The sequence below is a fragment of the Microvirga sp. BSC39 genome, assembly GCF_000739015.1.
Taxonomy (GTDB): Bacteria; Pseudomonadota; Alphaproteobacteria; order Rhizobiales; family Beijerinckiaceae; genus Microvirga.
Window position 1 is genome coordinate 295,278 of the sequence record NZ_JPUG01000077.1, and the last position, 22,166, is coordinate 317,443.

The following is a 22,166-nucleotide window of genomic DNA, read 5'->3' on the forward strand; positions in this document are numbered from 1 at the left end:
GACAGTTCAGCGCCGCATGAACCGCTTTTTAACCAAACGCGACAACTTATAGGTTCGTCTGCTCCCGCAAGAATTCAGATGAAGCTGACGGAAGGTTCTTCCGCGTCGGATTGGGCAGAACATCACCATAAGCAAAAGAATTGCAGATTCTGGGGGACTGCATGCGCATGAAATTCGGTATCGGGACGAAAATCCATTCCATTACATTGACCGCGCTGGTCGGCATTGCTGCGATCATCGCCGTTACATTGTTTTATCTGCGCGAGGAGATCACCCAGGCGCAGATGGTCAAGACCCAACATGTGGTCGAGTCGGCCTACGGCATTCTCGCGCATTACGAGGCCGAGGAGCGTGCCGGTCGCCTGACCCGCGAGGCAGCCCAGAAAGCGGCGGCCGATGCGATCAGGGTTCTGCGGTACGACACCCAGGAATACTTCTGGATCAACGACATGCATCCCAAGATGGTGATGCATCCCATCAAGCCGGAACTCGTCGGCGCCGACCTGACGGAGAACAAGGATCCCACGGGCCTTCGCCTGTTCGTCGCCTTCGTCGACAAGGTGAAGGAGAGCGGCGCCGGGTTCGTGCCGTATCTGTGGCCCAAGCCAGGCGCGCAGGAGCCCGTCGGCAAGATTTCCTATGTGAAAGGCTTCAAGCCTTGGGGGTGGATCATCGGCTCGGGCGTCTATACGGACGACACCGCGTCCAAAGTGCGGAGCACGGCCCTGAAGCTCCTGTCCGGCGTGGCCATCATCGTCCTGGTCATTGGTGTGGTGGCTACCTTCATCGGCCGCAGCGTGACCAAGCCCATCCTGGCTCTTGGGCAGGTCATGCGATCCCTTGCAGAAGGCGACCGGCAGATCGACGTGCCAGCGCGGAACCGCAGTGACGAACTCGGCGCCATGGCCCATGCGGTCGAGGTGTTCAGGGACACGCTGATCGCCAAGGACGAGGCGGACAAGATCTATGCGGTCGACGCCGATGCGCAGGCCCGCCGGGCGCAGCGTCTCGACCAGCTGACACGCCAGTTCGAAGCCAATGTCGCGGCTCTCACCCAGACACTCTCGGGCGCAGCATCCGAGATGGAGGGCACGGCCCAGACGATGGCGTCCACCGCCCAGCAGACCAACATGCAGTCGCAGACCGTTGCGACGGCGGCCGAGCAGGCATCCCTGAACGTGCAGACCGTGGCTGCGGCGACCGAGGAGTTGTCGATCTCCACCCGCGAGATCGCTGCCCAGATCTCCCAGTCGGCAAGGGTCGCAGGCGCGGCCGTCGAGGAGACCCGGCGCACGGACGTTACCGTTCAGGCCCTGGCCAGCACGGCGGAGAAGATCGGCGCCGTCATCGCGCTCATCAACACGATTGCCGGCCAGACCAACCTTCTGGCGCTCAACGCCACCATCGAGGCGGCCCGCGCCGGCGAGGCCGGCAAGGGCTTCGCGGTCGTGGCCTCCGAGGTGAAGGAGCTGGCGAACCAGACCACCAAGGCCACGGAGGAGATCTCGGCCCAGATCGTCGAGATCCAGCAGGCGACCCGCGAGGCGGTGAGCGCGATCCAGAACATCGGCAGCACCATCAGCCAGATGTCCGAGACCTCGGTGGCGATTGCCGCCGCGATCGAGGAGCAGGGGGCAGCGACCGGCGAGATCGCCCGCAACGTGCAGGAGGCCGCGCGCGGCACCGCATCGGTCAGCGGCAGCATCCTCGACGTGAGGCAGGGCGCCGAACTGACCGGCACGGCCGCAAGCCGCGTGCTTGGCGCGGCCCAGGAGCTGGCGCGCCACTCCAGCGATCTCAGCCGCGAGGTGCAGAGCTTCCTCACGGACGTGAAAGCCGCCTGAGCACGGCATTTCAAGAAGCCCCAGGTCGACACATCGGTTGACCTGGGGCAGCTATCCTGTCGATTTCCCGGCACCCCATTCACGCGGCGTCCTTTCCCGGCTACAAGTCCACGTCCCTTCGCGATATGGATGACAATTCATGGCCGTCAGCGTTACCGACCGTTTCCTCCGTTACGTCGTCATCGATACCCAGTCCGACGCCTCCTCCAAAACCCAGCCCTCCACCGAAAAGCAGAAGAATCTCGGCCGACTGCTGGTCGATGAGCTCCTGTCCATCGGCGTCTCCGACGCGCATCTCGACGAGCACGGCTACGTCTACGGCACCATTCCGTCGAACACCCCGAAGAACAGCGTTCCGGTCATCTGCATCTGCGCGCACATGGATACGGCGCCGGACTTCTCCGGCACGAACGTCAAGCCGCAGATCGTCAGGAACTACCAGGGCGGCGACATCCGCCTGCCGGGCGACTCCTCCCGGGTCATCCGCGTCGCCGACCATCCGGTCCTGAAGGACATGATCGGCCACGACATCGTCACGTCGGACGGCACCACGCTGCTCGGCGCCGACGACAAGGCCGGCGTCGCCGAAATCGTGGCGGCCGCCGAGTTCCTGATCAACAACCCGGACATCAAGCACGGCACGCTGCGCATCCTGTTCACCACGGACGAGGAGATCGGCCGCGGCGTCGACAAGGTCGACCTGAAGAAGCTCGGGGCCGATTTCGGCTACACCATGGACGGCGGAGCCGCCGGCAGCATCGAGGACGAGACCTTCTCGGCCGATGCGGTGGAGATCGCCATCAGGGGCGTGGCGATCCACCCGGGCCAGGCCTATGGCCGGATGGAAAACGCGATCAGGATCGCGGGCGACATCGTCGCGCGCCTGCCGAGGGACATGGCGCCCGAGACCACGAAGGGCCGCGACGGCTTCATCCATCCCACGGGTGTGTCGGGCATGATGGAGAAGGCGAACCTGAGCTTCATCATCCGCGACTTCACGGAAGAAGGCCTCAAGACCAAAGAGGCGCTGCTGGAGAAGATCACGCGGGACGTGATGGAGAACTATCCGGGCTCCAGCTACACCTTCACGGTCAAGGAGCAGTACCGCAACATGAAGGAAGTGCTCGACCGGCATCCGGAGATCATCGAGCACGCCGTTGAGGCGGTCCGCCGGGCCGGCATGGAGCCTCGGCGCGACAGCATCCGCGGCGGCACGGACGGCTCGCGCCTCTCCTTCATGGGCCTGCCCTGCGCCAACATCTTCGCGGGCGGCCATGCCTTCCATTCCCCACTGGAATTCGTCTCCAGCCAGGACATGGAGAAGGCGGTGAAGACGATCGTCGAACTGGCGAAGGTCTGGGAGGAGCGTTCCTAGCGCTTATCAAGCCTGAAGAGCCGATTTCAGCACGAGTTCAGCCCCGAGAAGCAGCAGGCCGATGAGAAACCATCGCCGGAACGTTTCGGGGCTGACCTTGCGCCTGACGAGCTGACCCAGCCACATGCCCGCGAGTGCGGGCGCGATGGCGAGCGACGACAGGACGAGGCCGTCGAGCTGGAACGCTCCGCGCCATCCAAGGCCAACCGCAAGCGCAATGGTCGATACCGTGAAGGACAGCCCTAAGGCCTGGATCAGGTCGTCCTTGCGCAGCCCGAGGGCCTGAAGGTAGGGAACGGCCGGGATGACGAAGACGCCCGTGCCTCCCGTGACGATGCCCGTCGTCAGGCCGACCAGGGGCGATGCCCATGTCTCCCACCGAGTCGGGACGAACAGCTGCCGCGCCAGCAGGGTGAACCCGGCATAGACCACAAGGGCGGAACCTAGGCCCGCCGTGGTCCATCGCGTGTTCCCGTCGACGAGAACGAACGAGCCGGCCACGGTGCCGATCACGATGCCCAGCATCATCGGCCACAGCCGCCGGATCAGCGCCGTGAAGCTCGGGCCGGCCGCCAACTGCCAAATATTGGTGACGAAGGACGGCACGATCAGCAAAGCGGCGGCCGTCACGGGCGCCATGAGCGCTCCCAGCACCCCCATGGCCACCGTCGGCAGGCCCATGCCGGTGACGCCCTTGACGATGCCGGCAAGGAAGAAGGTCAGGCCGACGGAGAGAATGAGCCACAGGGACGGATCGCGCATGCCCTATTGGCCCATGAGCGGACGGAGGCGCAATGCGTATCTGGCGCAGCAAGCCTTCGCGGGGGAGACGGGTGAAGCGGGGATCGCGCCGATGGAACGCGTCGGCGGGACGGGAATTGCCTTGGGAGGCGGCGATGAGGCCGCCTGAAGGAGTTCGCCCCATGCCCAACCGCATGCAGGATGGTCAACAGCCCGAGGCTCTGCGCTCCCTGAAATCGGCCGCCAAGGCGGGCAGCCAGAAGCCCGACGATCAAGGTCTGGAAGCCCGCGCCGACACCGCGCCGGTTCCGGCCTCCCCGGAGCAGGAGCAGGATGCCGCCGCGAAGGTGCTCCGGGAGGGAGTGAAGAAGAACCCTCGCGGCATGGAGGAAGCCGCCAAGAAGGCTCCCCGGCGCTGATCGCCTGATGCCGTTCTTTCCAGCCAGCTGGCCTTAGCCGCGCCAGAACTGGGGGAAGAACAGGATCAGCACGGTGAACAGCTCCAGACGGCCCAGGAGCATGCCGAAGCACAGAAGCCACTTGGAGGCATTCGGCAGCGCGGCGAAGTTGCCGGCCGGGCCGATGATCGGCCCTAGGCCCGGACCGATATTCGAGAGCGCCGACACGGCGGCGCTGGCGCTGGTCAGGAAGTCGAGATCGAACGCCATCATGGCGACCGTGAGCGCGCTGTAGCAGATGAAGTAGAGCGAGAAATACACCACCACCGAGCCGATCACGTCGTCCGGCAGCAGCCGGCCCGCGTAGATGCGTGGAAACACGCCCCGGGGATAGAGCAGGCGCAGGAACTGGCTCTGCAGCATGCGGATCATCACCTGGAAGCGGAAGATCTTCATCCCGCCCGTGGTCGATCCCGTGCAGCCGCCCACGAACATGAGGCCGAAGAACAGGCCGACCATCAGGTTGCCCCACAGGGTATAGTCGGCCGTGGCATAGCCGGTCGTCGTCACCACGGACACCACGTTGAAGGCGGCCAAGCGGAGAGCATCGGCAAGGCCATGCCCGGCCACCAGGATCAACCATGCCGCAACCGCCATGATCACGGCCACCAGGAGGATCGCCAGGAAACGCACCTGGCTGTCGCGCAGGGCATCCTGCTGTCCCTGGAGCAGCCGCAGGTACAGAACGAACGGCACGGCGCCGGAGAGCATGAACACGGTCGCGATCCAATGCAGGGCGGGATCGTTCCAGCGGGCCAACGAGACATCGGATGTGGAGAACCCGGCCGTCGAGACCGTCGTCAGCGCATGGGCGATGGCATCGAACGGCGTCATCGCCACCAGCCAGTAGGCAAGCGCGCATGCTGCCGTGAGGGCCGCATAGATCAGGACGATGCCGGTTGCGATCTCCCGCACGCGCGGCATCACCTTCTCGGACCGGTCGGAGGATTCCGTGCGGAACAGCTGCATGCCGCCCACGCCGAGGGCGGGCAGGATCGAGATGGCGACCCCGATGATGCCGATGCCGCCGAGCCATTGCAGGAGCGCCCGCCACAGAAGAATGCCCTTGGGAGCGTCGTCGAGGCCGACGATCACCGTGGCGCCCGTCGTCGTCAGGCCTGACACGGACTCGAAGAACGCGTTGGTGAAGTGGTCCCTGAGCTGGGCGTAATCGGAGATGTAGAGGGGAATGGCTCCGAACAGGGCGATGGTCGTCCAGGCGACCGGCGTGAGGAGAAAGGCCTGGCGCAGGGTCAGCCCGCCGGACAGCCGGCAACGGGTCACATAGGTCAATGCGGCGGCGCAGACGAAGGTGATGCCGCTGCCGGTGAGAAAGGCTCTCCAATCCGGATCGCCCGTGAAGGCGTCGGCCCCTGCGGGCAGGAGCATGGCCGCCGCGAGAGCGAAGAGCATGCGGCCCGTCAGATGGAACACTGGGCGGATATAGGGCGGCGCCCATCCGCCTGAGATCAACCTCTCGCGCATCGATCGACCCTAGTGTCCCGTCTCGGTCGACGGGCCGGCCAGGATCGCCTCGGCCTTGCGCAGAGCCCGGTAGGCCACCACGGCGATGATGCTGTCGCCGGGATGCACCCTGGTCGAGCTGGTCGGAATGATGACCTCGTGGTCGCGGACGATGGCTCCGATCAACATGCCGTCCGGCATGCCGACATCCCGCAGGGTGCCCTTCACCAGCCGTGAGCCCTCCTGGGCCGTCGCCTGGATCACCTCGCCGAAATCCTCCCGCAGCGTATAGAGAGCGGAGATCGAACGGTGGCGCACATGGCGCAGGATCGTCGAGATCGTGATGGCGCTCGGGCTCACGACCGCATCGATCCCCAGCGCCGGCAGAACGTGCTCGTAGGAGGTCTTGTTCACCAGGGTGATGGCCCGGGTGCAGCCCTCGCGCTTGGCCAGAACCGAGGCGAAGATGTTCGTCTCGTCGTCGTTGGTTACGGCGATGATCGTCTCGGCGCTCTGCACATTGGCTTCGAGCAGAACCTCCTTGTCGAGGGCATCGCCCTGGATCACCACGGCGGAATCCCTCAGCTCGCGCGAGATGTACTCGGCCCGCTCCCGCGAATGCTCGACCAGCTTGAGTGCGACATAGGGGGCATGACGGGCGATCCGGGTCGCGAGGTTGAGGCCGACATTGCCGCCACCCACGATGACGATGCGGCGGGCGACCTGTTCCTCGTGGCCCAGGAACGTCATGACGCGATCCACGTGCGACGTCTCCGTGATGACGTAGACGTCGTCGCCCTGCTGCACCTGATCCTCGGCTCTCGGCACGAAGGCCTGACCGTTGCGCACGATCACACCGACGACGATCCCGGAGCCGCCCGACGCGGAAAGCTCCTTCATCCGCCGCCCGACCAGGGAGCATGAGCCCGTGTTGCAATGAACGCCGAGGAGATGAACCCGGCCATCGGCCAGCGCCACGGTGTCGAAGGCGCCGGGCGTCTTGAGACGCCGGACGATCCCGTTGGCGACCTCAACCTCGGGCGAGATGATCACGTCGATCGGCAGCTGGTCGGAGGCGTAGAGACCCCGCCAGATCGGCTCGAGGTAGCCGTGATGGCGGACACGGGCGATGCGCCGGCGGACATTGAACAGGGAGTAGGCCACCTGGCAGGCGACCATGTTGACCTCGTCGGACCGGGTCACCGCGATGAGCATATCCGCATCGCGTGCGCCGGCCCGCTCGAGAACCTCGGGGTGAGCCGCGTGGCCCACCATGCCGCGGACGTCGTAGCTCTCGTCCGCCCGTCTGGCCTGATCGGGTGAGAGATCCACCACCGTCACATCGATGCCCTCGGAGGCGAGGTGGCGGGCGATGGTCGAACCGACCTGTCCGGCACCACAGACGATTACTCTCACGGCAACTTTACTCCCCGGATACGCTAGAGCATCGGATGCATCCGATGCTCAATCTTTCAAGCAGCGCATCGTGTGGGCCGGACCCAGGAGTCCGCACGATACGCTTGGCTCCGGGATAATGTAGGGCACAGGTCCGTGGAATACACAAACCCTCTTCAGGACCGGCCCGCTTCCGGGTCTCGCGCCTGAGGGCCGGGCGATCAGCCGATCATTTCAAGGACGATCTGGCGGATCTCCTCCCGGGACAGGCCGGAAGATTGCGGCTTGGGTGCCGATTTGGCCTGCAAAGGGGCCTTGGCATGCTGATGAGACTTCTTGGAATTCTGGGATTGAATGACAGTCGACATGATAAACCTGTGGCCGCATGGGGCAGGGCCCTGACGGCTTCTTCTGTGAGTGAAAACGGTCGGCGCCGCGCGCCGACAGGCAAAATCCGCCCGAAAGGGCCGGAGGTAACAAACGATGGGAACGGTAAGCGGGCTCGGCGGCTCGATCACGAGCTAGGGAGAGCAGGCCGAACATCTCGGTTGGATACAATCCATATGGGGCAGCCACCGGCTCATGGCAAGATAAAACTTCCCAAAACAGGATAAATTGGCACTTTCGAGGAAAGTAAAACCACGGGCCAGGCGGGGATTATCTCATGGTTTTCCCAGAAAAATCATCCCGCCTCGAAGAACAATGCTCATGTGAGCGGCGGCACTTTCTCGAAATGGTGTCTTGTATTTGGGGTTTGGAAGCCCTACATCAGGATCATCGACCTTTGGCCGGACAATTGGGCCGTTTCGCCTTGGCATGCCAGGCGCACGTTCAGACGCTCTTCCCAAACTTCGACGAACCCGAGCTTGAGGGCGTGCTTCCGCACGTCTCCAAGCTCACGTGCACTAATGCATAAACTCCAAGGAATACCGCCATGATGACAGGCACCGTCAAGTTCTACAACGATCAAAAAGGCTTCGGCTTCATTCAGCCGGACAATGGCGAGAAGGACGTGTTCGTCCACGCCACTGCTCTCGAGCGCGCCGGCATCCGCGGCCTGCGTGAAGGCCAGAAGGTGTCCTTCGACACCGCCGAGGATCGTCGTTCCGGCAAGGTTGCCGTCAACAACATCCAGACGGCCTAATGATGACGGGCGCCTCATACAGCGCCTGAACGACGAAGCCGCTCCCGCGTGGGGCGGCTTCTGCTTTTTGCAACGCCATCTTCGATGGCAAAACCGGCGAGGACGCGATGAACACCTTTAGAAAAGCGACTGCGGCGAAATCCGTGATGTTCGTGGTGGATTATGCCGACGCTCGCAGGGCCTATCTCTGGGTCGACAATCCAGGCAAAGCCAGCGATCCCCGCGCCGTCGGGCTGATCGCACGCACCCAGCAGGAGCAGGGCACTCTCCCGGGCGGCGATATCACGAGCATCCGACGCGTTCGGTAATCGGCCTCGAATTCGACAACGTAACGAAGGATCAATAAGCGGAATGAAGCATCAGAATTTCGGCGAGCGGCTCAATGCGGCCAAGAACGCGAAGCAGGCCATGGCGGAAAAGTTTCGGCAGCGTCCGGGACTCGACGATCCGGCGGTTGCGGAGCGGCGGGCTGCCCGGGCCTCGGTGAGCGCCGCGCGCGATGCTCGCATCGCCGAGCGCGAGGCCAAGCGCCTTGCCGATGATGCCCGCATGACCGCCGAGCGCGAAGCCCGCGCGGCCGAACAGGCCGAGCAGGACAAGTTGCAGGCTGAGCAGAACGAGCGCATGGCAGCCGAGAAGGCTGCCGATGACGCAAGGCTCGAAGTCGAGCGCAAGGCAGCCCGCGACGCCCGCTATGCGGCCCGCAAGGCCCGCAAGTAAGGGAGGAACCCAAGCGATGACTCACAAGTTCAAAGTTCGACAGATGGTTCGGTTGGCGCAGCCGGGGTTTTCCGATACCCGGATGAATGCCGGCAACGTCTATGAGGTCGTGCGGCTCATGCCGGCCGACCAGACCGGCGAAGTGTCATACCGGATCAAGTCGGGCATGACCGAGAAAGCCGTCCGCGAGGGCGAAATCCGGAGCGCCTAGGCGTCCGCGCCTGACATTCGTCATTCGTCGATCCGCCAGGCGCAAGCCGAGGCGGAGCAACACACCAACATGTAGAGAGGACATCCATTGCAGGTTCTGGTACGCGACAACAACGTCGATCAAGCTCTCAGGGTTCTCAAGAAGAAGATGCAGCGCGAAGGGATCTTCCGCGAGATGAAGGCGCGGAAAGCCTATGAGAAGCCCTCCGAGCGAAAGACCCGTGAGAAGGCCGAGGCCGTCCGGCGCAATCGCAAGGCCGCCCGCAAGCAGGCCATCCGCGAAGGGTTGATCGCGGCTCCCAAGCCGAAGCCCCGTCCCGGTGCCGGTGGCCCCCGCCGGCCGATGGCGGCTCCGAGCGCCGCGCCTCGCACCGAGGCTGCAGAGTAAAGCCTGACAACAGGACACCCCATCGGTTTTGCAGGCGGCGCATGTGATCATGCGCCGCTTCGTTTTTTGTTGATCGTAAGCCGGCGTCGCGGCAGAGCGTATTGCGCATCGAACGCTGATTCATCTGAAGCATTTCATTGTCATGCAGTTTCTCCGCTCCAAACTCTTCGATCTCTATCTGGCTGTCTGGACCGGCCTCTTCGCGCCCGTGCTGGCCGTGCTGTGGCTGTGCGGTTCTCCCGAGCGCAGCGTGCGCCTGGCCTCGCGGCTGTGGGCGCGGGGCATCCTGGCCGGCTTGAAGTGGATCGTCGGCCTGACCTATGCGGAGCGCGGGCTGCACAACATTCCCGACGAGCCCTGCCTGATCATCGCCAACCATCAGTCGACCTGGGAGACCCTGGCGTTCCTGGCGCTCTTTCCGGACGTGGCCATCGTGGCCAAGCAGGAACTGCTGACCATCCCGGTTTTCTCGTGGTTCCTGCGCAAGTCGCCGATGATCCTGATCGACCGGGAGAGCGGCTCGAAGGCCGTTCGGAAGATGGTGGACGAGAGCCGCGCCGCCCTGGCTCAAGGGCGCTCCGTGCTGATCTTTCCGGAGGGCACCCGAAAGTCCGTCTCCGAGCCCATCGCGTTCAAGCGCGGCGTGGAGCTTCTTTATACGAAGCTCGACCGGGTGGTTCTGCCCGTGGCCTTGAATTCAGGGCACTTCTGGGGGGTGGACCGGTCCGTCAAACGGGGAGGGACCATCTCGGTCTCCTATCTCGACCCGATCCAGCCGGGACTGCCCGGCGATGAATTCACCCGCCGGGCCGAGCAGCTTCTCGAGGCGGAGAGGCAGCATTCCTGGCCGCAGGCTGCCTGACGCCAAATCCAGGTTCAGGCGACGGCTCGAGCACTCTGCTGAGGGCTTTGAATCCCGGCCATGAAAGCCTCGAGGGCTTCGCGAGGCATGGGCTTGGCGATCAGGTAGCCTTGGGCCTGCGAGGCGCCGGCCACGCGTAGCGCATTGAGCTGCTCCTGCGTTTCGACGCCTTCTGCCGTCGTGCTCATCTTCAAGTCATTGGCAAGACCGATCGTGGCCTTGATGATCGCGCGGCTGCCCGCCGATTCCGTCATGCTGCGCACGAAGGACTGATCGATCTTGATCTTGTCGAACGGAAAGCTTCTGAGATAGCTCATCGACGCATAGCCGGTGCCGAAATCGTCGAGCGAGATCCCCACACCGAGTGTCTTGAGCCGCCTGAGCGCCGCGGTTGCTTCCTCGGTGAGCTTGACGGATTCCGTGATCTCCAGGACGAGGCGCTGGGCCGGCAGTCCGGAGAGGTTCAGGGCCTTCGTGACGCTGGCGAAAACATCCCGGCGCTTGAACTGCACCGGCGAAAGATTGACCGCGACCTTCATCGGAAGGTTCCAGGTCATGGCCGTCGCGCACGCCTCCTCCAGGATCCAGTCGCCGATCGGGGCAATGAGGCCTGACTCCTCCGCGGTCGGGATGAACTGCAGGGGCGGGATCATGCCCTTCGTCGCGTGCTTCCAGCGCACCAGGGCCTCGCAGCCCCACATCCGGTTCGTCGCAAGGTCGAGAATGGGCTGGTAGAACAGCTCGAACTCCCGGTTGTCGAGGGCGCTCTTGAGAGCCCCCTCGAGGGCACGTCGCTCTGCGCGGGAATCCTGGATGTTCGGATCGTAGAAGCGGTAGCTGCTGTCGGGGTCTGACTTGGCCGCGAAGAGCGCGATGTCGGCCGAGCGCATGAGCTCGGTCGAGGTCTTTCCGTCGGCGGAGGCAATCGCAACCCCGATGGAAAGCCCCACGTCGATCTCCGTGTTGCCGATCGTGCAGGGCGTCTTCATTGCAGCCTGGATGGCTGTCACGAGATCCGTGACCTGCTGCCGGCCCCTGACCGGCCTTTGAATGATGGCGAACTCGTCGCCGCCGATGCGGGCGATGAAATCGCCCTTCCGAAGACGCTCGCGCAGACGCCGCGCCACGGTCTGGATGATCTCGTCCCCGGCGCCATGGCCGTGGTTGTCGTTGATGTCCTTGAAGCGGTTAAGGTCGAGAAGATGCAGGGCGAAGTCCGTGCCGGATCGCTGCGAGGCGAGGTAGGTGCGCTTCAGCTCCTCGATGAAGAATGGCCTGTTAGGGAGCCGGGTTAGAACATCGTGGCGCGACAGGTAGCTCTCGCTCGCGGCCCTGAGGATTCCGGTCTTCACATGCCTCAAGCCCATGAGGCTCGCCGTGTCGACCGCAACGCCCATGATGTAGGCGATGAACCCGACCACCCGCGCCTCGAGGCGCTGTCCCGCCATGAGCTCCGCCACGGTGCGGCTCACCGCGATGCCGCACGGCTGATTGGCCAGCGGGTGCAGGGCGAACAGCCGCTCCTGGCGGTCGATCCAGCTCACGTCGCGAATGAGCGTCGGGCTGTTCTTAGCGATCATCCGCTGCAGCGGCGTGTCGGGCTTCCAGATCTTGCGGCCCAGCGCGCGCTCGGACAGCGGACTGTGCGCCAGCACCACGCCGTCGCGCCGGTAGAGCGTGACGGCTGACGATGGCTTGCGCAGATGCTCCTTGAAGAGCGTCTCGAAATGCGTGAGGTCGATGGTGGAGACCACGGCGCCGAGGAAGTTTCCCTCGGTGTCGTTGATCCTGCGTGCGAGCGACAGAACCTTCTTGCCGGTCGCGCGGATCCGCATGGGCTCGCTCAAGTACGAGGCGAGCGACGGGTCCGTCGAGAGAGCCTGGTAATAGGATGCGCCCGTCAGGTAGATGGGATCGGACATCGGGCGCGGGTTCGAGGTGCCGACGAGCCTGCCCCGGGCGTTGACGAGATCGATGCGCACGAACTGGGGCAGGGAGCAGGAGGCGCCGACCAGAACGGCCTTCGTGGCCTGCGATCCGGCGAAGCCGTCGAACTCCGATGTCCGGAGGCTCGCCTGCGGAATGCGGTCGACCAGATCGCGCAGAACGCCCTCGATGGATTGAAGGATCCCGTCCGTGCGCTCCTGAAGGGTCAGCGCGAGGTTCGCCAGATCGCCTTCGGCCCGCGCGAGATCGTCGGTGTGGCCCCGCACCAGAAGGAGCACGGCGCCGATGATGACCGCCGCCGCGAGAACGACGCTGAGGATGATGAACAGGGAGGCGGGCACGACGGGTTTCGACTAAGCCTGTGAGCGACGATCTGCACCACCATCCGCCCGCAGGTGTAGTTATTCCGTTAACTTTTTGTCGAGCCCAGCTTCCTTTAGGTAAAAAAGCAAAGCTTTATTTCCGGCCTCGATCGGGAAGCGTCCGGAATTGCCCGGGACAGGCCCGTCACCTGTCCTTTGCGTGGAGTACCTGTGCAACCGCGGTGCCGAGTTCGCTGACCGTAAACGGCTTGCGCAGAACCGGACCCGAGCCATCCGGCACGCCCTCGGCATACCCGCTGATCAGAAGGCTTCTGAGGCTGGGGCTGACCTTGCGCAGCTGCGAGATCATCTCGCCGCCTGTCATGCCGGGCATGGCATAGTCGACGAGGATGAGGTCGAACGGCATGTCGCCGGATTCCAGACGATCGAAACCTGCGCGGGCGCTGTCGCCTTCCACCACATCGTATCCCAGCTCCGTCAGCATCGCGGCTGTTGCCATCCGGACTTGGGCATCGTCGTCGACGACCAGAACACGGGCTTTGCCTGCGGGGATTGCCAAGGCCGACGATTCCCGTGCGTGCTCCGGCAAAACGCCGGCCTCGCTCCTCGGCAGGTACAGGTCGACCGTCGTGCCCTGACCCGGCTCGCTGGCGATATGCATGTCGCCGCCGATCTGCCGGATCATGCCATAGACCTGCGCCAGCCCGAGGCCTGTGCCCTGTCCCGGTCCCTTGGTGGTGAAGAAGGGCTCGGCGGCCCGCGCCAGAACCTCCGCGCTCATGCCCTGGCCCGTGTCCTGGATGCGGATGCGCACAGCGTCCGTGCTCAAGGTCAGCGTCTTCGGCCGCTGCGGATCGCCCGCCGCGATGTTTTCCGTCTGGAGAACGACCTCGCCGCCGCCCGGCATGGCATCGCGCGCGTTCACCGCGAGATTAAGCACGGCCAGCTCGATCTGGTTGGGATCGGCCATGGCCGGCCACAGATCCTTTCCGAGCAGCGTGTTGACGCCGATGCGGCCGCCGAGGGCGCGGTGCATGAGATCCGCCATGTTGGACAGCACACCGTTCACGTCGGTCGGCCGCACCTCGAGCCGCTGCTTGCGGGAGAACGCCAGGAGCTGCTCGGTCAGCCGCGCCCCGCGCTGGGCCGCCTGCATGGCATTGTGAAGGAGACGCAGGGCCCGGTCGTCGCCGGCCACGCGTCTCTCCATGAGATCGAGGGAGCCAATGATGGCTGCCAGCAGATTGTTGAAGTCGTGCGCCACTCCACCCGTCAGATGCCCGATGGCATCCATCTTGCGGGCCTGGGCCGCCTGTTCCTCGGCCTCGCGCCGCAGGCGCGCAAGCTCCAGATGCGTGTGCACCCGCGCCTGAAGTTCGCGCGCCGAGAACGGCTTGACCAGATAGTCGTCGGCTCCTGCCTGCAATCCCTCGACGCTGGCCTCGTCACCGGCCCGGGCGGACAGCATGATGATCGGGAGCGTGCGGAGCCTGGTCTGGTCCCGAACCTGCTGAACGAGCTGGAACCCGTCCATGACCGGCATCATCACGTCGGTGACGAGAAGATCCGCTCCGTTCTCGAGAAGCTCCTGCAGAGCCGCTGCGCCGTCCGGCACGGCCACGACGTCATGCTCGTCGTCGAGAAGGCGTGTGATGTAGGCCCTCATGTCGGCATTGTCGTCGGCAACCAGCACGCGCGCCTTGGGTGTGCCATGGATGCCGGCGTTGCGCTGCGGCAGCCGGAGCACGTTGCTGGGTGGGGCAGGGGCATCCGGCAGCCAGCGAAGGGCTTCCTCCACGAAGGCATCGGCGCCGATTCGTGTGGAGGTGAGCTCGCCTGCGTCGTCGACATGGTCGCGCGGCAGATGAGCGTGCCCCTGCGGGATCGTCACCGTGAAGGTCGTGCCCTGGCCGACCGTGCTGTCGACGGCAACCGTCCCGCCGTGCAGCGTGACGAGCTCCCGCACGAGCGCCAGGCCGATCCCGGAGCCCTCGTGGGTTCGGCTCCTGGCGCCCTCCACGCGCTGAAAGCGGTCGAAGATGCGCTCCGTGCTGTCCGCCGGAATACCCACCCCGGTGTCGCTGACGGACAACCTGAACGATCCCTCGGACTCCGTGAGCCGAACCGCGATCCGGCCCTCGAAAGTGTGCTTGAAGGCATTGGACAGCAGGTTGAGAACGATCTTCTCCCACATGTCCCTATCGACATAGGCGGGCATGGACAGGGGCGGGCACTCCACCTTGAATGCCAATCCTGCCCGTTCGACGGCGGACCGGAAGGTGCTCGCCAGGTCACCGGTCAGGCGGGACAGGTCCGTCTCGCGGAAGGTGGCCTGAATCCGTCCCGCCTCGGCCCGGGAGAAATCGAGCAGGGTGTTCACGAGCCGCAGCAGGCGCAGGGCGTTGCGGTGCACGACCTGGACCTCGTCGCGGGTGGCTGCGGACAGATCCGCCTGCCGCAGGAGGTCCTCCAGGGGGCCGAGCATCAGGGTCAGCGGCGTACGGAACTCGTGGCTGACGTTGGAGAAGAATTGGGTCTTGGCCCGATCGAGCTCCGCCAGCGCATCGGCGCGCCGCCGCTCTTCCTCGTGAGCCCTGGCGTTGCGGATCAGGGTGGAGACCTGCCCGCTCAGCAGGCTGAAGAACGAGCGGTAGCCCTCGTCGAGGGCGCGGCTGGGACTGACGCCGGCAATCAGAACACCGAGTTCCTCGCCGCCGCCCGAAATCGGCATGGCCAGCGCGGTGGTCACGGGGTCTGCCCAGAGCCCGCCCGCAATCGACACCAGGGGGGCGACCCCGCATTCGACCGTCTTGCCTGCAAGGACCTGTGCCACGGGCCAAGGCTCGTCAGCATCGGCCTGAAGGATCGTGGGTGCGCCCGGATTGCGTTCATGGAGGCCGGCAGAGCCCTGGAGGGATAGGGCTCCGTCCTCGCCGCGGAGGTAGATCAGGGCGAACGGCACGTCGAGCGGGCCACGCGAGAGCGCGGCCGCGATGTCCTGGGAGGTCGTCTCCAGGCTGCGGATCTCCGCCGCTTCCGTGCCCACGTCGCGCAAGAGGTTCAGGCGGCGTTCGCCGACGACCTGGGCCGTGACCTCGCTGCACACGGCCAGCATGCCGACGATGCGGCCCTCGTCGTCCTCGGCCGGAGCATGGGAGACGCTGAAATAGGCCTCTTCCCGGTAGCCGGCCCGCTCCATGAGCAGGGGCAGGGCGGGCGTCCAGTTGGCGGTGCCGGTGGCCATGACCCGCTCGATCATCGGCCCGAGGGTGTCCCAGCTTGCCGCCAAGGTGACGCGGATGTCGTTGCCGAGCGCCGCCGGATGCCCGGCTCCGATGAGCTTCGAATAGGCGTCGTTGTAGACCTGGGTGAATTCAGGGCCCCAGGTCAGGATCATGGGGTACTGCGACGACAGCAGGGTGCGCACGATCGAGCGCAGGCTCTGCGGCCAGGCCGAGACCGGGCCAAGCGGCGTGCGCGACCAGTCGAGCGCGCGGGCCAGGGCACGAACCTCGCCAGCCCCCTGGAAAAGCGTCAAGGCTGCCTGATCGGGGGAGGTGCTCATTCAAGCCCGGATTTCATATGATGGCGGCAATCGAACACCGAAGGGAGCCTGCGGGCTTACGCTTGCCGGGTTTGTCGTTTGTCGAACGCCTTGCAGGCAAGTTGCCTGAACGGCCGATGGCACAGACATATCGCTGCGTTCGGCGGTGTCAAATGCGCTGCTTTGCAGCACGGGCCCTATCGGGGCGGCCAGCCCTCCACACCGTCATGAGCGCGACGGCACCGCGCCAGGTCTCCCTGGCCGTTCTGTGAAGCTGGGAGCTCTTTATTGGCTTTCCGAGGGCTGCCCGACCCAGCCCGGGCCGCGCCCAGATCGGCAAGGGTCGGGTGTTTGCATCCGGCCGTCCGAAGCCATCTCGTTCTCTGCCGAGAGATGGATCCAGGGCTCGCTCCAGGCAGCTAGGCAACAGGGGCATCGACCGTACAAACCACCCCCGTCGGGGCGAATGCGATTTCCACCTGGCCGTCGAGATCGTTGGCCAGACTGCGCTCGATGAGGCGGGAGCCGAAGCCCCGCCGGCGAGGGGGGACAAGGGGCGGACCGCCGGTCTCCGTCCAGCGCAAGGCCAATCGGGGCGGTGCGGTTCCGTTCGTCACTTTCCACGACACATCGATGGTGCCGGTCTTGTTGGCCAGGGCGCCATACTTCACCGCGTTGGTCGCCAGTTCGTGCATCGCCATGGCGAGCGCGAGCGACATGCGGGGCGTCACGCGCACATGCGGGCCGGTGATGCGGAGCCGGTTCTCGCCCGAGATCTGGTAAGGCTCGAGAGCCTTCTCGATGACCTCGACCAGGTCGGCCCCGTCCCAGCTCTCACGGGTGAGCACGTCATGCGCTCGGGAGAGGGCGAGGAGCCGCCGCTCCAGCGCATCGCGCGCCTCCTCTTTCGTGTCCGCCGTGCGCAGGGTCTGGGCCGAGATCGATTGCACCGTCGCAAGCGTGTTCTTCACCCGGTGGTTCAGCTCGTCGATCAGCAGGCGCTGGTGCTCGGCCGCGCGCTTCTCCTTGTCGAGGCCGGCCCTCAGGAGCTCTTCGCCCTGATGCAGGTCTTCGAGGCGGGCTCGCGCCTCGTATTGCCTGCGCCGCCCGCGCAGGGCCGAGCGGGCGACGCTCACCAGCGTGCCGGGGTGGAAGGGACGCTCCAGGAACACGACGTTGCCGAGAACATCGGAGAGACGCGCCAGGGCCGGATTGCGCTCGATGCCGCCGCCGCGAAGGGTAAGAATCACGAAAGCGAAATCGGACCACGGAGGCTGATCGGCCAGCCAGCGGGAAAGATCCTTCAGATCCGCATTGCGGAGCGCCTCGTCTGTGACGAGCGCGAAGCCCGCACCCCGCGCGATGCCGCGAACGAGCGCCGGGATGTCGGGGCAGATTTCCGACGCGATGCCGACGCTGCGCAGAATGTCGGCAGCAACCGCCGCATCCCGCCCGTGAGGCGCCAGGATGATGGCGCGCTCCGAAAGCGAATGAAGAATGTCGTTCATTCGGGGCGATCTTTGAGGAGTCGCGTGCGGTCGCCATCGGCAAAGACCGGGGTGCCGCGCAGAATGCCCTGGAAGCCCTCCAGGGGTTCGCCCAGGGCGATGCCCGCGTTGGTGATCCGCATCTCGCGGATGGTGTTCTCGTGCGAGCCGAACCGCTTCTTGATGATCGAGATTGCCCGCCGGACCTGACCGAAGGCCTCGAAGTAGCGCAGCAGGATCACGGTGTCGGCCAGATAGGTGACGTCGACCGGGGACTTCATGTCGCCCACAAGCCCGTGCTGCGCGACCGTCAGGAAGGTCGAGACGCCCTGCCGGTTGAGGTATTGCAGCAGCTCGTGGATGTGCAGGGTCAAAAACTCTTCTTCCGGCATGGCGGCCTGGTAGCCGTTGAGCCCGTCGATCACCACCGTCTTCACCCCATGGCGATGGATCTTGGTGCGCACCCGGTCGGTGAACTCGCCGGGGGAGAGTTCGGCGGCATCGACCTGTTCGATGAACAGGTTGCCGGAAGCGCACAGCGCGTCGAGATCGATGCCGATCAGTTTTGTCCGATCGATGAGCAGGCCGAGTTCCTCATCGAAGATGAACAGAGCCGCCTTCTCGCCGCGTTGTGCCGCCGAGATGGCGAACTGCACCGTCAGGAGGGACTTGCCCGTGCCGGCCGGCCCCATCACCAGCGTGCTCGAGCCCTGCTCGATGCCGCCGCCGAGGAGCGCGTCGAGCTCGCCGATTCGGCTTGTCAGCACATCGCGGGCAAAGCCCGTCTTGTGCTCGCCGGAGACCAGGCGCGGAAACACCTGAACGCCCCCTGCCGCGATGATGTAGTCGTGGAACCCGCCCCGGAACGACTGGCCGCGATACTTGATCACCCGCAGGCGGCGGCGCTCGGCGCCGTAGGTGGGCGTCAGCCCCTCCAGGCGGATCACCCCGTGGGCGAGGCTGTGAACGGTCTTGTCGTTGGTGTCGGTGGTCAGGTCGTCGAGCAGGAGAACCGTCGCGCCCTGGCGGGCGAAGTAGTGCTTCATGGCCAGGATCTGGCGGCGATAGCGCAGGGAGCTCTGCGCCAGAAGGCGGATCTCCGACAGGCTGTCGATGACGATGCGGACCGGCTTCGTCCGGTCGATGGCGGCGAACACCGCCCTGGTGGTTTCACCCAGTTCGAGATCGGACGAGTAGAGCAGGCTCTGCTGGTGCTCGTCGTCGAGGAGGTTCTCCGGCGGGACGAGTTCGTACACATGAACGCTGTCGCCGAGAGACCAGCCATGGGACGCCGCTCCCTCGCGCAGCTCGGATTCCGTCTCCGACATGGTCACGTAGAGCCCGGTCTCTCCGGCCTTGGCCCCGTCGAGCAGGAACTGGAGCGCGATGGTGGTCTTGCCGGTGCCGGGGCTGCCCTCCAGCAGGTAGACGTGGCCGGGCGACAGGCCCCCGACGAGGATGTCGTCCAGGCCCTCGACCCCGGTCCGCGCTTTCGGAGCGGATTGAGGTTTAACGGTCATGATGAAGTCCGATCTCGGCCTGCAGGGCGGCCGGAAGCGTGTGGGTCGGGATCAGCCCGAGGATGCCTGTCAGCGCCTGCTCCGCGTGCCACAGGTCGTGCTGCTGCTGCCGGTCGAGCCAGAAGCGCGGCGTCGTGCCTGACAGACGGGCGAGGCGGGCGGCCATTTCCGGGCTGACCGCGGCCTTGCCGGCGAGAACCCGATGGAGCGTCTGGCGGGCGATGCGAAGTTCGCGGGCGGCCTGGCTGACGGACAGGCCGAGACCGGGCAGAACCCGATCGCGCAGGATCCATCCCGGATGGGGCGGAGCCACCGGAAGAGCGTCTCGGGAGCGGGGCATGATCCTGCCTTTGTTGGCCAACTGTAGCGTTATGGGTGACAGGCGGCGAAAGGCAAGAACCTGCATGGACTCGTGCGCAATAATATGGCTGAAAACCACTGTCGCCTGTCCTGCACCGTCGCACGCGCTTATCGTAGGTTAATGGCAGCACCCCTGCAGTCAGGTAAGGCAGGGGGTGTCCTCCCTACGCAACCGGCGCGCAGGGCATCCCGGCCATGTCTGGAGAAGCAAGCGTGTCCAAGAAAAATCACGACGACGCCGTTCTGGAACAGCCGGAGGTTCTTGAGGACCTTCTCAACGTCAACGGCGATCCCGGTCCGGAGCCGGCCCTGCCGTCCCATGTGGCAGCCCACCTGGGCGAGCAGCTCCAGACCTACTACGCCCAGCTCATGAGCGAGCCGGTGCCCGATCGCTTCGTCCAGCTCCTGAAGCAGCTGGACGGGAAGGAACGTGACCGCGATGGCGAGTGAGGATCCTATCCGTCAAGCGATGCTGGAGGCCATTCCGCACCTGCGCGCCTTCGCCATCTCGCTCACCGGCAACGTCACCTATGCCGATGACCTCGTGCAGGCGGCGCTCCTGCGCGGCCTCGAGAACCTCGACAAGTTCCAGCCCGGCACGAGCATGCAGGCCTGGCTCTTCACCATCCTGCGCAACCAGTTCTACACGGATATCCGCAAGAGCCGCCGGGAGGTGAACGACCCGGAGGGGGCGCTCGCCGGCAAGCTGGCGGTCATGCCGGAGCAGGGCGCGCGGCTGGACTTCACCGACATGCAGGTGGCGCTGGCCAAGCTCAGCGTCGAGCAGCGCGAGGCGCTGCTGCTGGTGGGCGCCGAGGGCGTGTCGTACGAGGAGGCGGCGCAGATCTGCGGCACCAATCTCGGCACGATCAAGAGCCGCATCAACCGCGCCCGCAGCCGTCTTGCGGAACTCCTGGCCCTCGATGCCCAGGAGGATCTCGGCCCCGACCGCTTGGTCAAGGCCGCGTTGTTCATGCAGACCTCCTGAAGGTCTGGCTCATAAAAAGGAACACACCTCAGCGTCCGTCATGGCCGGGCTTGTCCCGGCCATCCCGATGCTGAAAAGCACGGCGCTTCAAGGCATCGGGATCACCGGCACAAGGCCGGTGATGACGTAAAGGAGAGCGGCCGGTTCTTTATGAGCCAGCCTTTGAGGCTGCCTGGATCGATCCCTACTTGCCGGCAACCTTGCGCAGGGCCGCGTTGATGCGGTCCTGCCATCCCGGGCCGTCCTGCTGGAAAAATTCGAGCACGTCCTGGTCGATCCGCAGGGTGACGGATTCCTTCACGCCTGGGATGGAGGGAGCCTGCGACGGCCCCTCGATGGGCTTGGTCGTGACCTTCTTGAAGGCGGCCTCGGCTGCCTTCAGGGGATCGGTCGTCCGGCGTCCTCCGGGTGATCGCGACATGTGTCTCTCCGTTGATTGATGCCCTCACGATAGGCGAGATGGCAGGCTTGCGCCAAATCGGGAAACCCGCGGCCGTTCCGACAGAGCCGGGCAGCCAAGTCGAGCGCTGCAGGAACGAGACCTGATCATCTCGGTTGATCCCCATAACCCATGTGGAGGTCGAGGTTGGCCATGACAAAGCTGAGACGCGTATCGGCTGTTCTTGCAGGATGCATTCTCGCCGGCAGCCTCGTCACCGGGGTGTCGGCGCAGTCCAGAATGGATCGCGACTGGGATAACGGCCGCGACTGGCAGGACCGCGACCGAGGCTGGGAGCGTGACAGAGAGTGGCGCGACCGGGATCGAGATCGTGACTGGGATCGCGGCCGCCGTTGGCGGGAGCGCGATCGCGACTGCTACTACGAGACCCGGCGCGAGCGGAACCGCTTCGGCGAAACGGTCGTGAGGCGCTACCGCGTTTGCGAAGAGTAGGCGTTTGAGGCCGGTGGCAGTCCGTCGGCCACCGGCGTCGACGACCTATTGAGGTGTTGCAGGAGGCGTCGGCGCGCTCGTTGCCGCGCGCGGCTGCGACTGCACCCGGTCGAACATCCGCAGCGCCGCGTCCACGCAGGCCTGCGTCGATTCCCGGTCGCTGCAAACCACGCGAAGCTGCGTGTCCCCGCTGCGCACGAAGAAATGAGCGTTGCCACCGGGAGGGTCATCGTCATCGTCGTCCCGCATGGCCCGCCGGCGACGCTCGCCCCTATCGCCGCGGTCCCTGTCGCCATCCCATCGGTCGCGGCTGTCATACCACCGCCTATGGCGGTCATCATCGTCATCCCGCGATGAGCTCTGACTCCAGGCCGATGTTCCTAACAGGACCAGTCCCGCTGCTAGTATGAGGGCTTTCCGCATATGGGCCTCCATCAGGCGACGCCTTTAGAGGAATGCGCGCGAACATTCCGTCGGAGCGGCGTCATGGATCGTGAAAACGGG

At 65.1% G+C, this 22,166-nt stretch carries 23 protein-coding genes; 13 read left to right on the forward strand and 10 right to left on the reverse strand.

The window, feature by feature from the left end:
• Positions 1–161: 161 nt before the first annotated feature.
• Positions 162–1,844, forward strand: coding sequence for a cache domain-containing protein (locus MA07_RS23655; protein ID WP_348270421.1), 1,683 nt, complete (start codon positions 162–164; stop codon positions 1,842–1,844).
• A 139-nt stretch (positions 1,845–1,983) separates the two neighbouring features.
• Positions 1,984–3,219 (forward strand): peptidase T, encoded by a 1,236-nt coding sequence (gene pepT / locus MA07_RS23660; protein ID WP_036357656.1) that lies wholly within the window; start codon positions 1,984–1,986, stop codon positions 3,217–3,219.
• 6 nt (positions 3,220–3,225) lie between these two features.
• Here the strand turns inward: pepT and MA07_RS23665 are convergent, their stop codons facing one another.
• A complete protein-coding gene (locus MA07_RS23665; RefSeq protein WP_036357659.1) occupies positions 3,226–3,981 on the reverse strand; it encodes a sulfite exporter TauE/SafE family protein in 756 nt (251 codons plus the stop codon).
• Here MA07_RS23665 and MA07_RS30290 point away from each other — a divergent pair.
• Entirely contained in the window at positions 3,980–4,129 is a 150-nt protein-coding gene (locus MA07_RS30290; RefSeq protein ID WP_160195489.1) for a hypothetical protein, read from the forward strand. The genes MA07_RS23665 and MA07_RS30290 overlap by 2 nt on opposite strands.
• Positions 4,130–4,142: 13 nt before the next feature.
• The gene (locus tag MA07_RS23670; RefSeq protein ID WP_036357661.1) at positions 4,143–4,379 is read left to right on the forward strand and encodes a hypothetical protein; all 237 of its coding nucleotides are present in this window, start codon (positions 4,143–4,145) and stop codon (positions 4,377–4,379) included.
• Between the two features lie 33 nt (positions 4,380–4,412).
• Here MA07_RS23670 and MA07_RS23675 read toward each other — a convergent pair whose 3' ends face one another.
• Together MA07_RS23675 and trkA are read right to left on the reverse strand one after the other, a co-directional pair.
• Positions 4,413–5,903, reverse strand: coding sequence for a TrkH family potassium uptake protein (locus MA07_RS23675; protein WP_052003475.1), 1,491 nt, complete (start codon positions 5,901–5,903; stop codon positions 4,413–4,415).
• Positions 5,904–5,912: 9 nt separating this feature from the next.
• The gene (gene trkA / locus MA07_RS23680) at positions 5,913–7,298 is read right to left on the reverse strand and encodes a Trk system potassium transporter TrkA (RefSeq protein WP_036357664.1); all 1,386 of its coding nucleotides are present in this window, start codon (positions 7,296–7,298) and stop codon (positions 5,913–5,915) included.
• A 913-nt stretch (positions 7,299–8,211) separates the two neighbouring features.
• Here trkA and MA07_RS23685 point away from each other — a divergent pair.
• The 6 genes from MA07_RS23685 to MA07_RS23705 all read left to right on the forward strand — a co-directional run bounded on the left by MA07_RS23685 (position 8,212) and on the right by MA07_RS23705 (position 10,601).
• The gene (locus MA07_RS23685; RefSeq protein ID WP_036357668.1) at positions 8,212–8,421 is read left to right on the forward strand and encodes a cold-shock protein; all 210 of its coding nucleotides are present in this window, start codon (positions 8,212–8,214) and stop codon (positions 8,419–8,421) included.
• A gap of 107 nt (positions 8,422–8,528) precedes the next feature.
• Positions 8,529–8,729 (forward strand): hypothetical protein, encoded by a 201-nt coding sequence (locus MA07_RS29800; RefSeq protein WP_152569000.1) that lies wholly within the window; start codon positions 8,529–8,531, stop codon positions 8,727–8,729.
• 43 nt (positions 8,730–8,772) lie between these two features.
• Positions 8,773–9,141, forward strand: a complete 369-nt coding sequence (locus tag MA07_RS23690) for a DUF6481 family protein (RefSeq protein WP_348270422.1) — start codon at positions 8,773–8,775, stop codon at positions 9,139–9,141.
• Between the two features lie 16 nt (positions 9,142–9,157).
• Positions 9,158–9,352, forward strand: a complete 195-nt coding sequence (locus MA07_RS23695; protein WP_036357674.1) for a hypothetical protein — start codon at positions 9,158–9,160, stop codon at positions 9,350–9,352.
• Positions 9,353–9,439: 87 nt separating this feature from the next.
• Complete coding sequence (gene rpsU / locus MA07_RS23700; RefSeq protein WP_036357677.1) at positions 9,440–9,739, forward strand: 30S ribosomal protein S21; 300 nt, start codon at positions 9,440–9,442, stop codon at positions 9,737–9,739.
• A 142-nt stretch (positions 9,740–9,881) separates the two neighbouring features.
• Positions 9,882–10,601, forward strand: a complete 720-nt coding sequence (locus tag MA07_RS23705; protein WP_036357680.1) for a lysophospholipid acyltransferase family protein — start codon at positions 9,882–9,884, stop codon at positions 10,599–10,601.
• A 14-nt stretch (positions 10,602–10,615) separates the two neighbouring features.
• Here the strand turns inward: MA07_RS23705 and MA07_RS28140 are convergent, their stop codons facing one another.
• The 5 genes from MA07_RS28140 to MA07_RS23730 form a co-directional block, all read right to left on the reverse strand.
• The gene (locus tag MA07_RS28140; RefSeq protein ID WP_052003476.1) at positions 10,616–12,889 is read right to left on the reverse strand and encodes an EAL domain-containing protein; all 2,274 of its coding nucleotides are present in this window, start codon (positions 12,887–12,889) and stop codon (positions 10,616–10,618) included.
• 166 nt (positions 12,890–13,055) lie between these two features.
• Positions 13,056–16,436, reverse strand: a complete 3,381-nt coding sequence (locus MA07_RS23715) for an ATP-binding protein (protein WP_081929139.1) — start codon at positions 16,434–16,436, stop codon at positions 13,056–13,058.
• A gap of 398 nt (positions 16,437–16,834) precedes the next feature.
• The gene (locus MA07_RS23720) at positions 16,835–17,923 is read right to left on the reverse strand and encodes a sensor histidine kinase (RefSeq protein ID WP_052003477.1); all 1,089 of its coding nucleotides are present in this window, start codon (positions 17,921–17,923) and stop codon (positions 16,835–16,837) included.
• The gene (locus MA07_RS23725; RefSeq protein ID WP_036357682.1) at positions 17,920–19,422 is read right to left on the reverse strand and encodes an ATPase domain-containing protein; all 1,503 of its coding nucleotides are present in this window, start codon (positions 19,420–19,422) and stop codon (positions 17,920–17,922) included. Before MA07_RS23725 ends, MA07_RS23720 begins: the two co-directional genes overlap by 4 nt.
• Positions 19,412–19,762 (reverse strand): HigA family addiction module antitoxin, encoded by a 351-nt coding sequence (locus MA07_RS23730; RefSeq protein WP_036358019.1) that lies wholly within the window; start codon positions 19,760–19,762, stop codon positions 19,412–19,414. Before MA07_RS23730 ends, MA07_RS23725 begins: the two co-directional genes overlap by 11 nt.
• A gap of 233 nt (positions 19,763–19,995) precedes the next feature.
• Between MA07_RS23730 and MA07_RS23735 the strand changes: the two genes are divergently transcribed.
• Both MA07_RS23735 and MA07_RS23740 read left to right on the forward strand, forming a co-directional pair.
• Positions 19,996–20,232, forward strand: a complete 237-nt coding sequence (locus tag MA07_RS23735; protein ID WP_036357685.1) for a NepR family anti-sigma factor — start codon at positions 19,996–19,998, stop codon at positions 20,230–20,232.
• Positions 20,222–20,770, forward strand: a complete 549-nt coding sequence (locus MA07_RS23740) for a sigma-70 family RNA polymerase sigma factor (RefSeq protein ID WP_036357689.1) — start codon at positions 20,222–20,224, stop codon at positions 20,768–20,770. The genes MA07_RS23735 and MA07_RS23740 overlap by 11 nt, the downstream gene beginning before the upstream one ends.
• A 184-nt stretch (positions 20,771–20,954) precedes the next feature.
• On the opposite strand, the gene MA07_RS23745 is transcribed toward MA07_RS23740, so the two are convergent.
• On the reverse strand, positions 20,955–21,191 hold the full coding sequence (locus tag MA07_RS23745; RefSeq protein WP_036357693.1) for a BrnA antitoxin family protein: 237 nt from the start codon (positions 21,189–21,191) through the stop codon (positions 20,955–20,957).
• 171 nt (positions 21,192–21,362) lie between these two features.
• Here MA07_RS23745 and MA07_RS23750 point away from each other — a divergent pair, with 171 nt between their 5' ends.
• A complete protein-coding gene (locus MA07_RS23750) occupies positions 21,363–21,662 on the forward strand; it encodes a hypothetical protein (RefSeq protein WP_052003478.1) in 300 nt (99 codons plus the stop codon).
• 45 nt (positions 21,663–21,707) lie between these two features.
• Here the strand turns inward: MA07_RS23750 and MA07_RS23755 are convergent, their stop codons facing one another.
• Positions 21,708–22,085: a hypothetical protein gene (locus tag MA07_RS23755; protein WP_052003479.1), complete on the reverse strand. Its 378-nt coding sequence runs from the start codon at positions 22,083–22,085 to the stop codon at positions 21,708–21,710.
• Between the last annotated feature and the right edge of the window lie 81 nt (positions 22,086–22,166).

What these genes read in the sequence shown, in the direction of transcription:
- MA07_RS23685 (WP_036357668.1), top strand. Translation starts at nt 8,212, where the DNA reads ATGATGACAGGCACCGTCAAGTTCTACAACGATCAAAAAGGCTTCGGC.
- MA07_RS23730 (WP_036358019.1), bottom strand. Translation starts at nt 19,762, where the DNA reads ATGCCCCGCTCCCGAGACGCTCTTCCGGTGGCTCCGCCCCATCCGGGA.
- MA07_RS23745 (WP_036357693.1), bottom strand. Translation starts at nt 21,191, where the DNA reads ATGTCGCGATCACCCGGAGGACGCCGGACGACCGATCCCCTGAAGGCA.
- MA07_RS23690 (WP_348270422.1), top strand. Translation starts at nt 8,773, where the DNA reads ATGAAGCATCAGAATTTCGGCGAGCGGCTCAATGCGGCCAAGAACGCG.
- MA07_RS29800 (WP_152569000.1), top strand. Translation starts at nt 8,529, where the DNA reads ATGAACACCTTTAGAAAAGCGACTGCGGCGAAATCCGTGATGTTCGTG.
- MA07_RS23655 (WP_348270421.1), top strand. Translation starts at nt 162, where the DNA reads ATGCGCATGAAATTCGGTATCGGGACGAAAATCCATTCCATTACATTG.
- MA07_RS23720 (WP_052003477.1), bottom strand. Translation starts at nt 17,923, where the DNA reads ATGAACGACATTCTTCATTCGCTTTCGGAGCGCGCCATCATCCTGGCG.
- MA07_RS23670 (WP_036357661.1), top strand. Translation starts at nt 4,143, where the DNA reads ATGCCCAACCGCATGCAGGATGGTCAACAGCCCGAGGCTCTGCGCTCC.
- MA07_RS23715 (WP_081929139.1), bottom strand. Translation starts at nt 16,436, where the DNA reads ATGAGCACCTCCCCCGATCAGGCAGCCTTGACGCTTTTCCAGGGGGCT.
- MA07_RS23725 (WP_036357682.1), bottom strand. Translation starts at nt 19,422, where the DNA reads ATGACCGTTAAACCTCAATCCGCTCCGAAAGCGCGGACCGGGGTCGAG.
- MA07_RS23695 (WP_036357674.1), top strand. Translation starts at nt 9,158, where the DNA reads ATGACTCACAAGTTCAAAGTTCGACAGATGGTTCGGTTGGCGCAGCCG.
- MA07_RS23740 (WP_036357689.1), top strand. Translation starts at nt 20,222, where the DNA reads ATGGCGAGTGAGGATCCTATCCGTCAAGCGATGCTGGAGGCCATTCCG.
- MA07_RS23675 (WP_052003475.1), bottom strand. Translation starts at nt 5,903, where the DNA reads ATGCGCGAGAGGTTGATCTCAGGCGGATGGGCGCCGCCCTATATCCGC.
- MA07_RS23750 (WP_052003478.1), top strand. Translation starts at nt 21,363, where the DNA reads ATGACAAAGCTGAGACGCGTATCGGCTGTTCTTGCAGGATGCATTCTC.
- MA07_RS23705 (WP_036357680.1), top strand. Translation starts at nt 9,882, where the DNA reads ATGCAGTTTCTCCGCTCCAAACTCTTCGATCTCTATCTGGCTGTCTGG.
- MA07_RS23755 (WP_052003479.1), bottom strand. Translation starts at nt 22,085, where the DNA reads ATGCGGAAAGCCCTCATACTAGCAGCGGGACTGGTCCTGTTAGGAACA.
- MA07_RS30290 (WP_160195489.1), top strand. Translation starts at nt 3,980, where the DNA reads ATGCCCTATTGGCCCATGAGCGGACGGAGGCGCAATGCGTATCTGGCG.
- pepT (WP_036357656.1), top strand. Translation starts at nt 1,984, where the DNA reads ATGGCCGTCAGCGTTACCGACCGTTTCCTCCGTTACGTCGTCATCGAT.
- MA07_RS23665 (WP_036357659.1), bottom strand. Translation starts at nt 3,981, where the DNA reads ATGCGCGATCCGTCCCTGTGGCTCATTCTCTCCGTCGGCCTGACCTTC.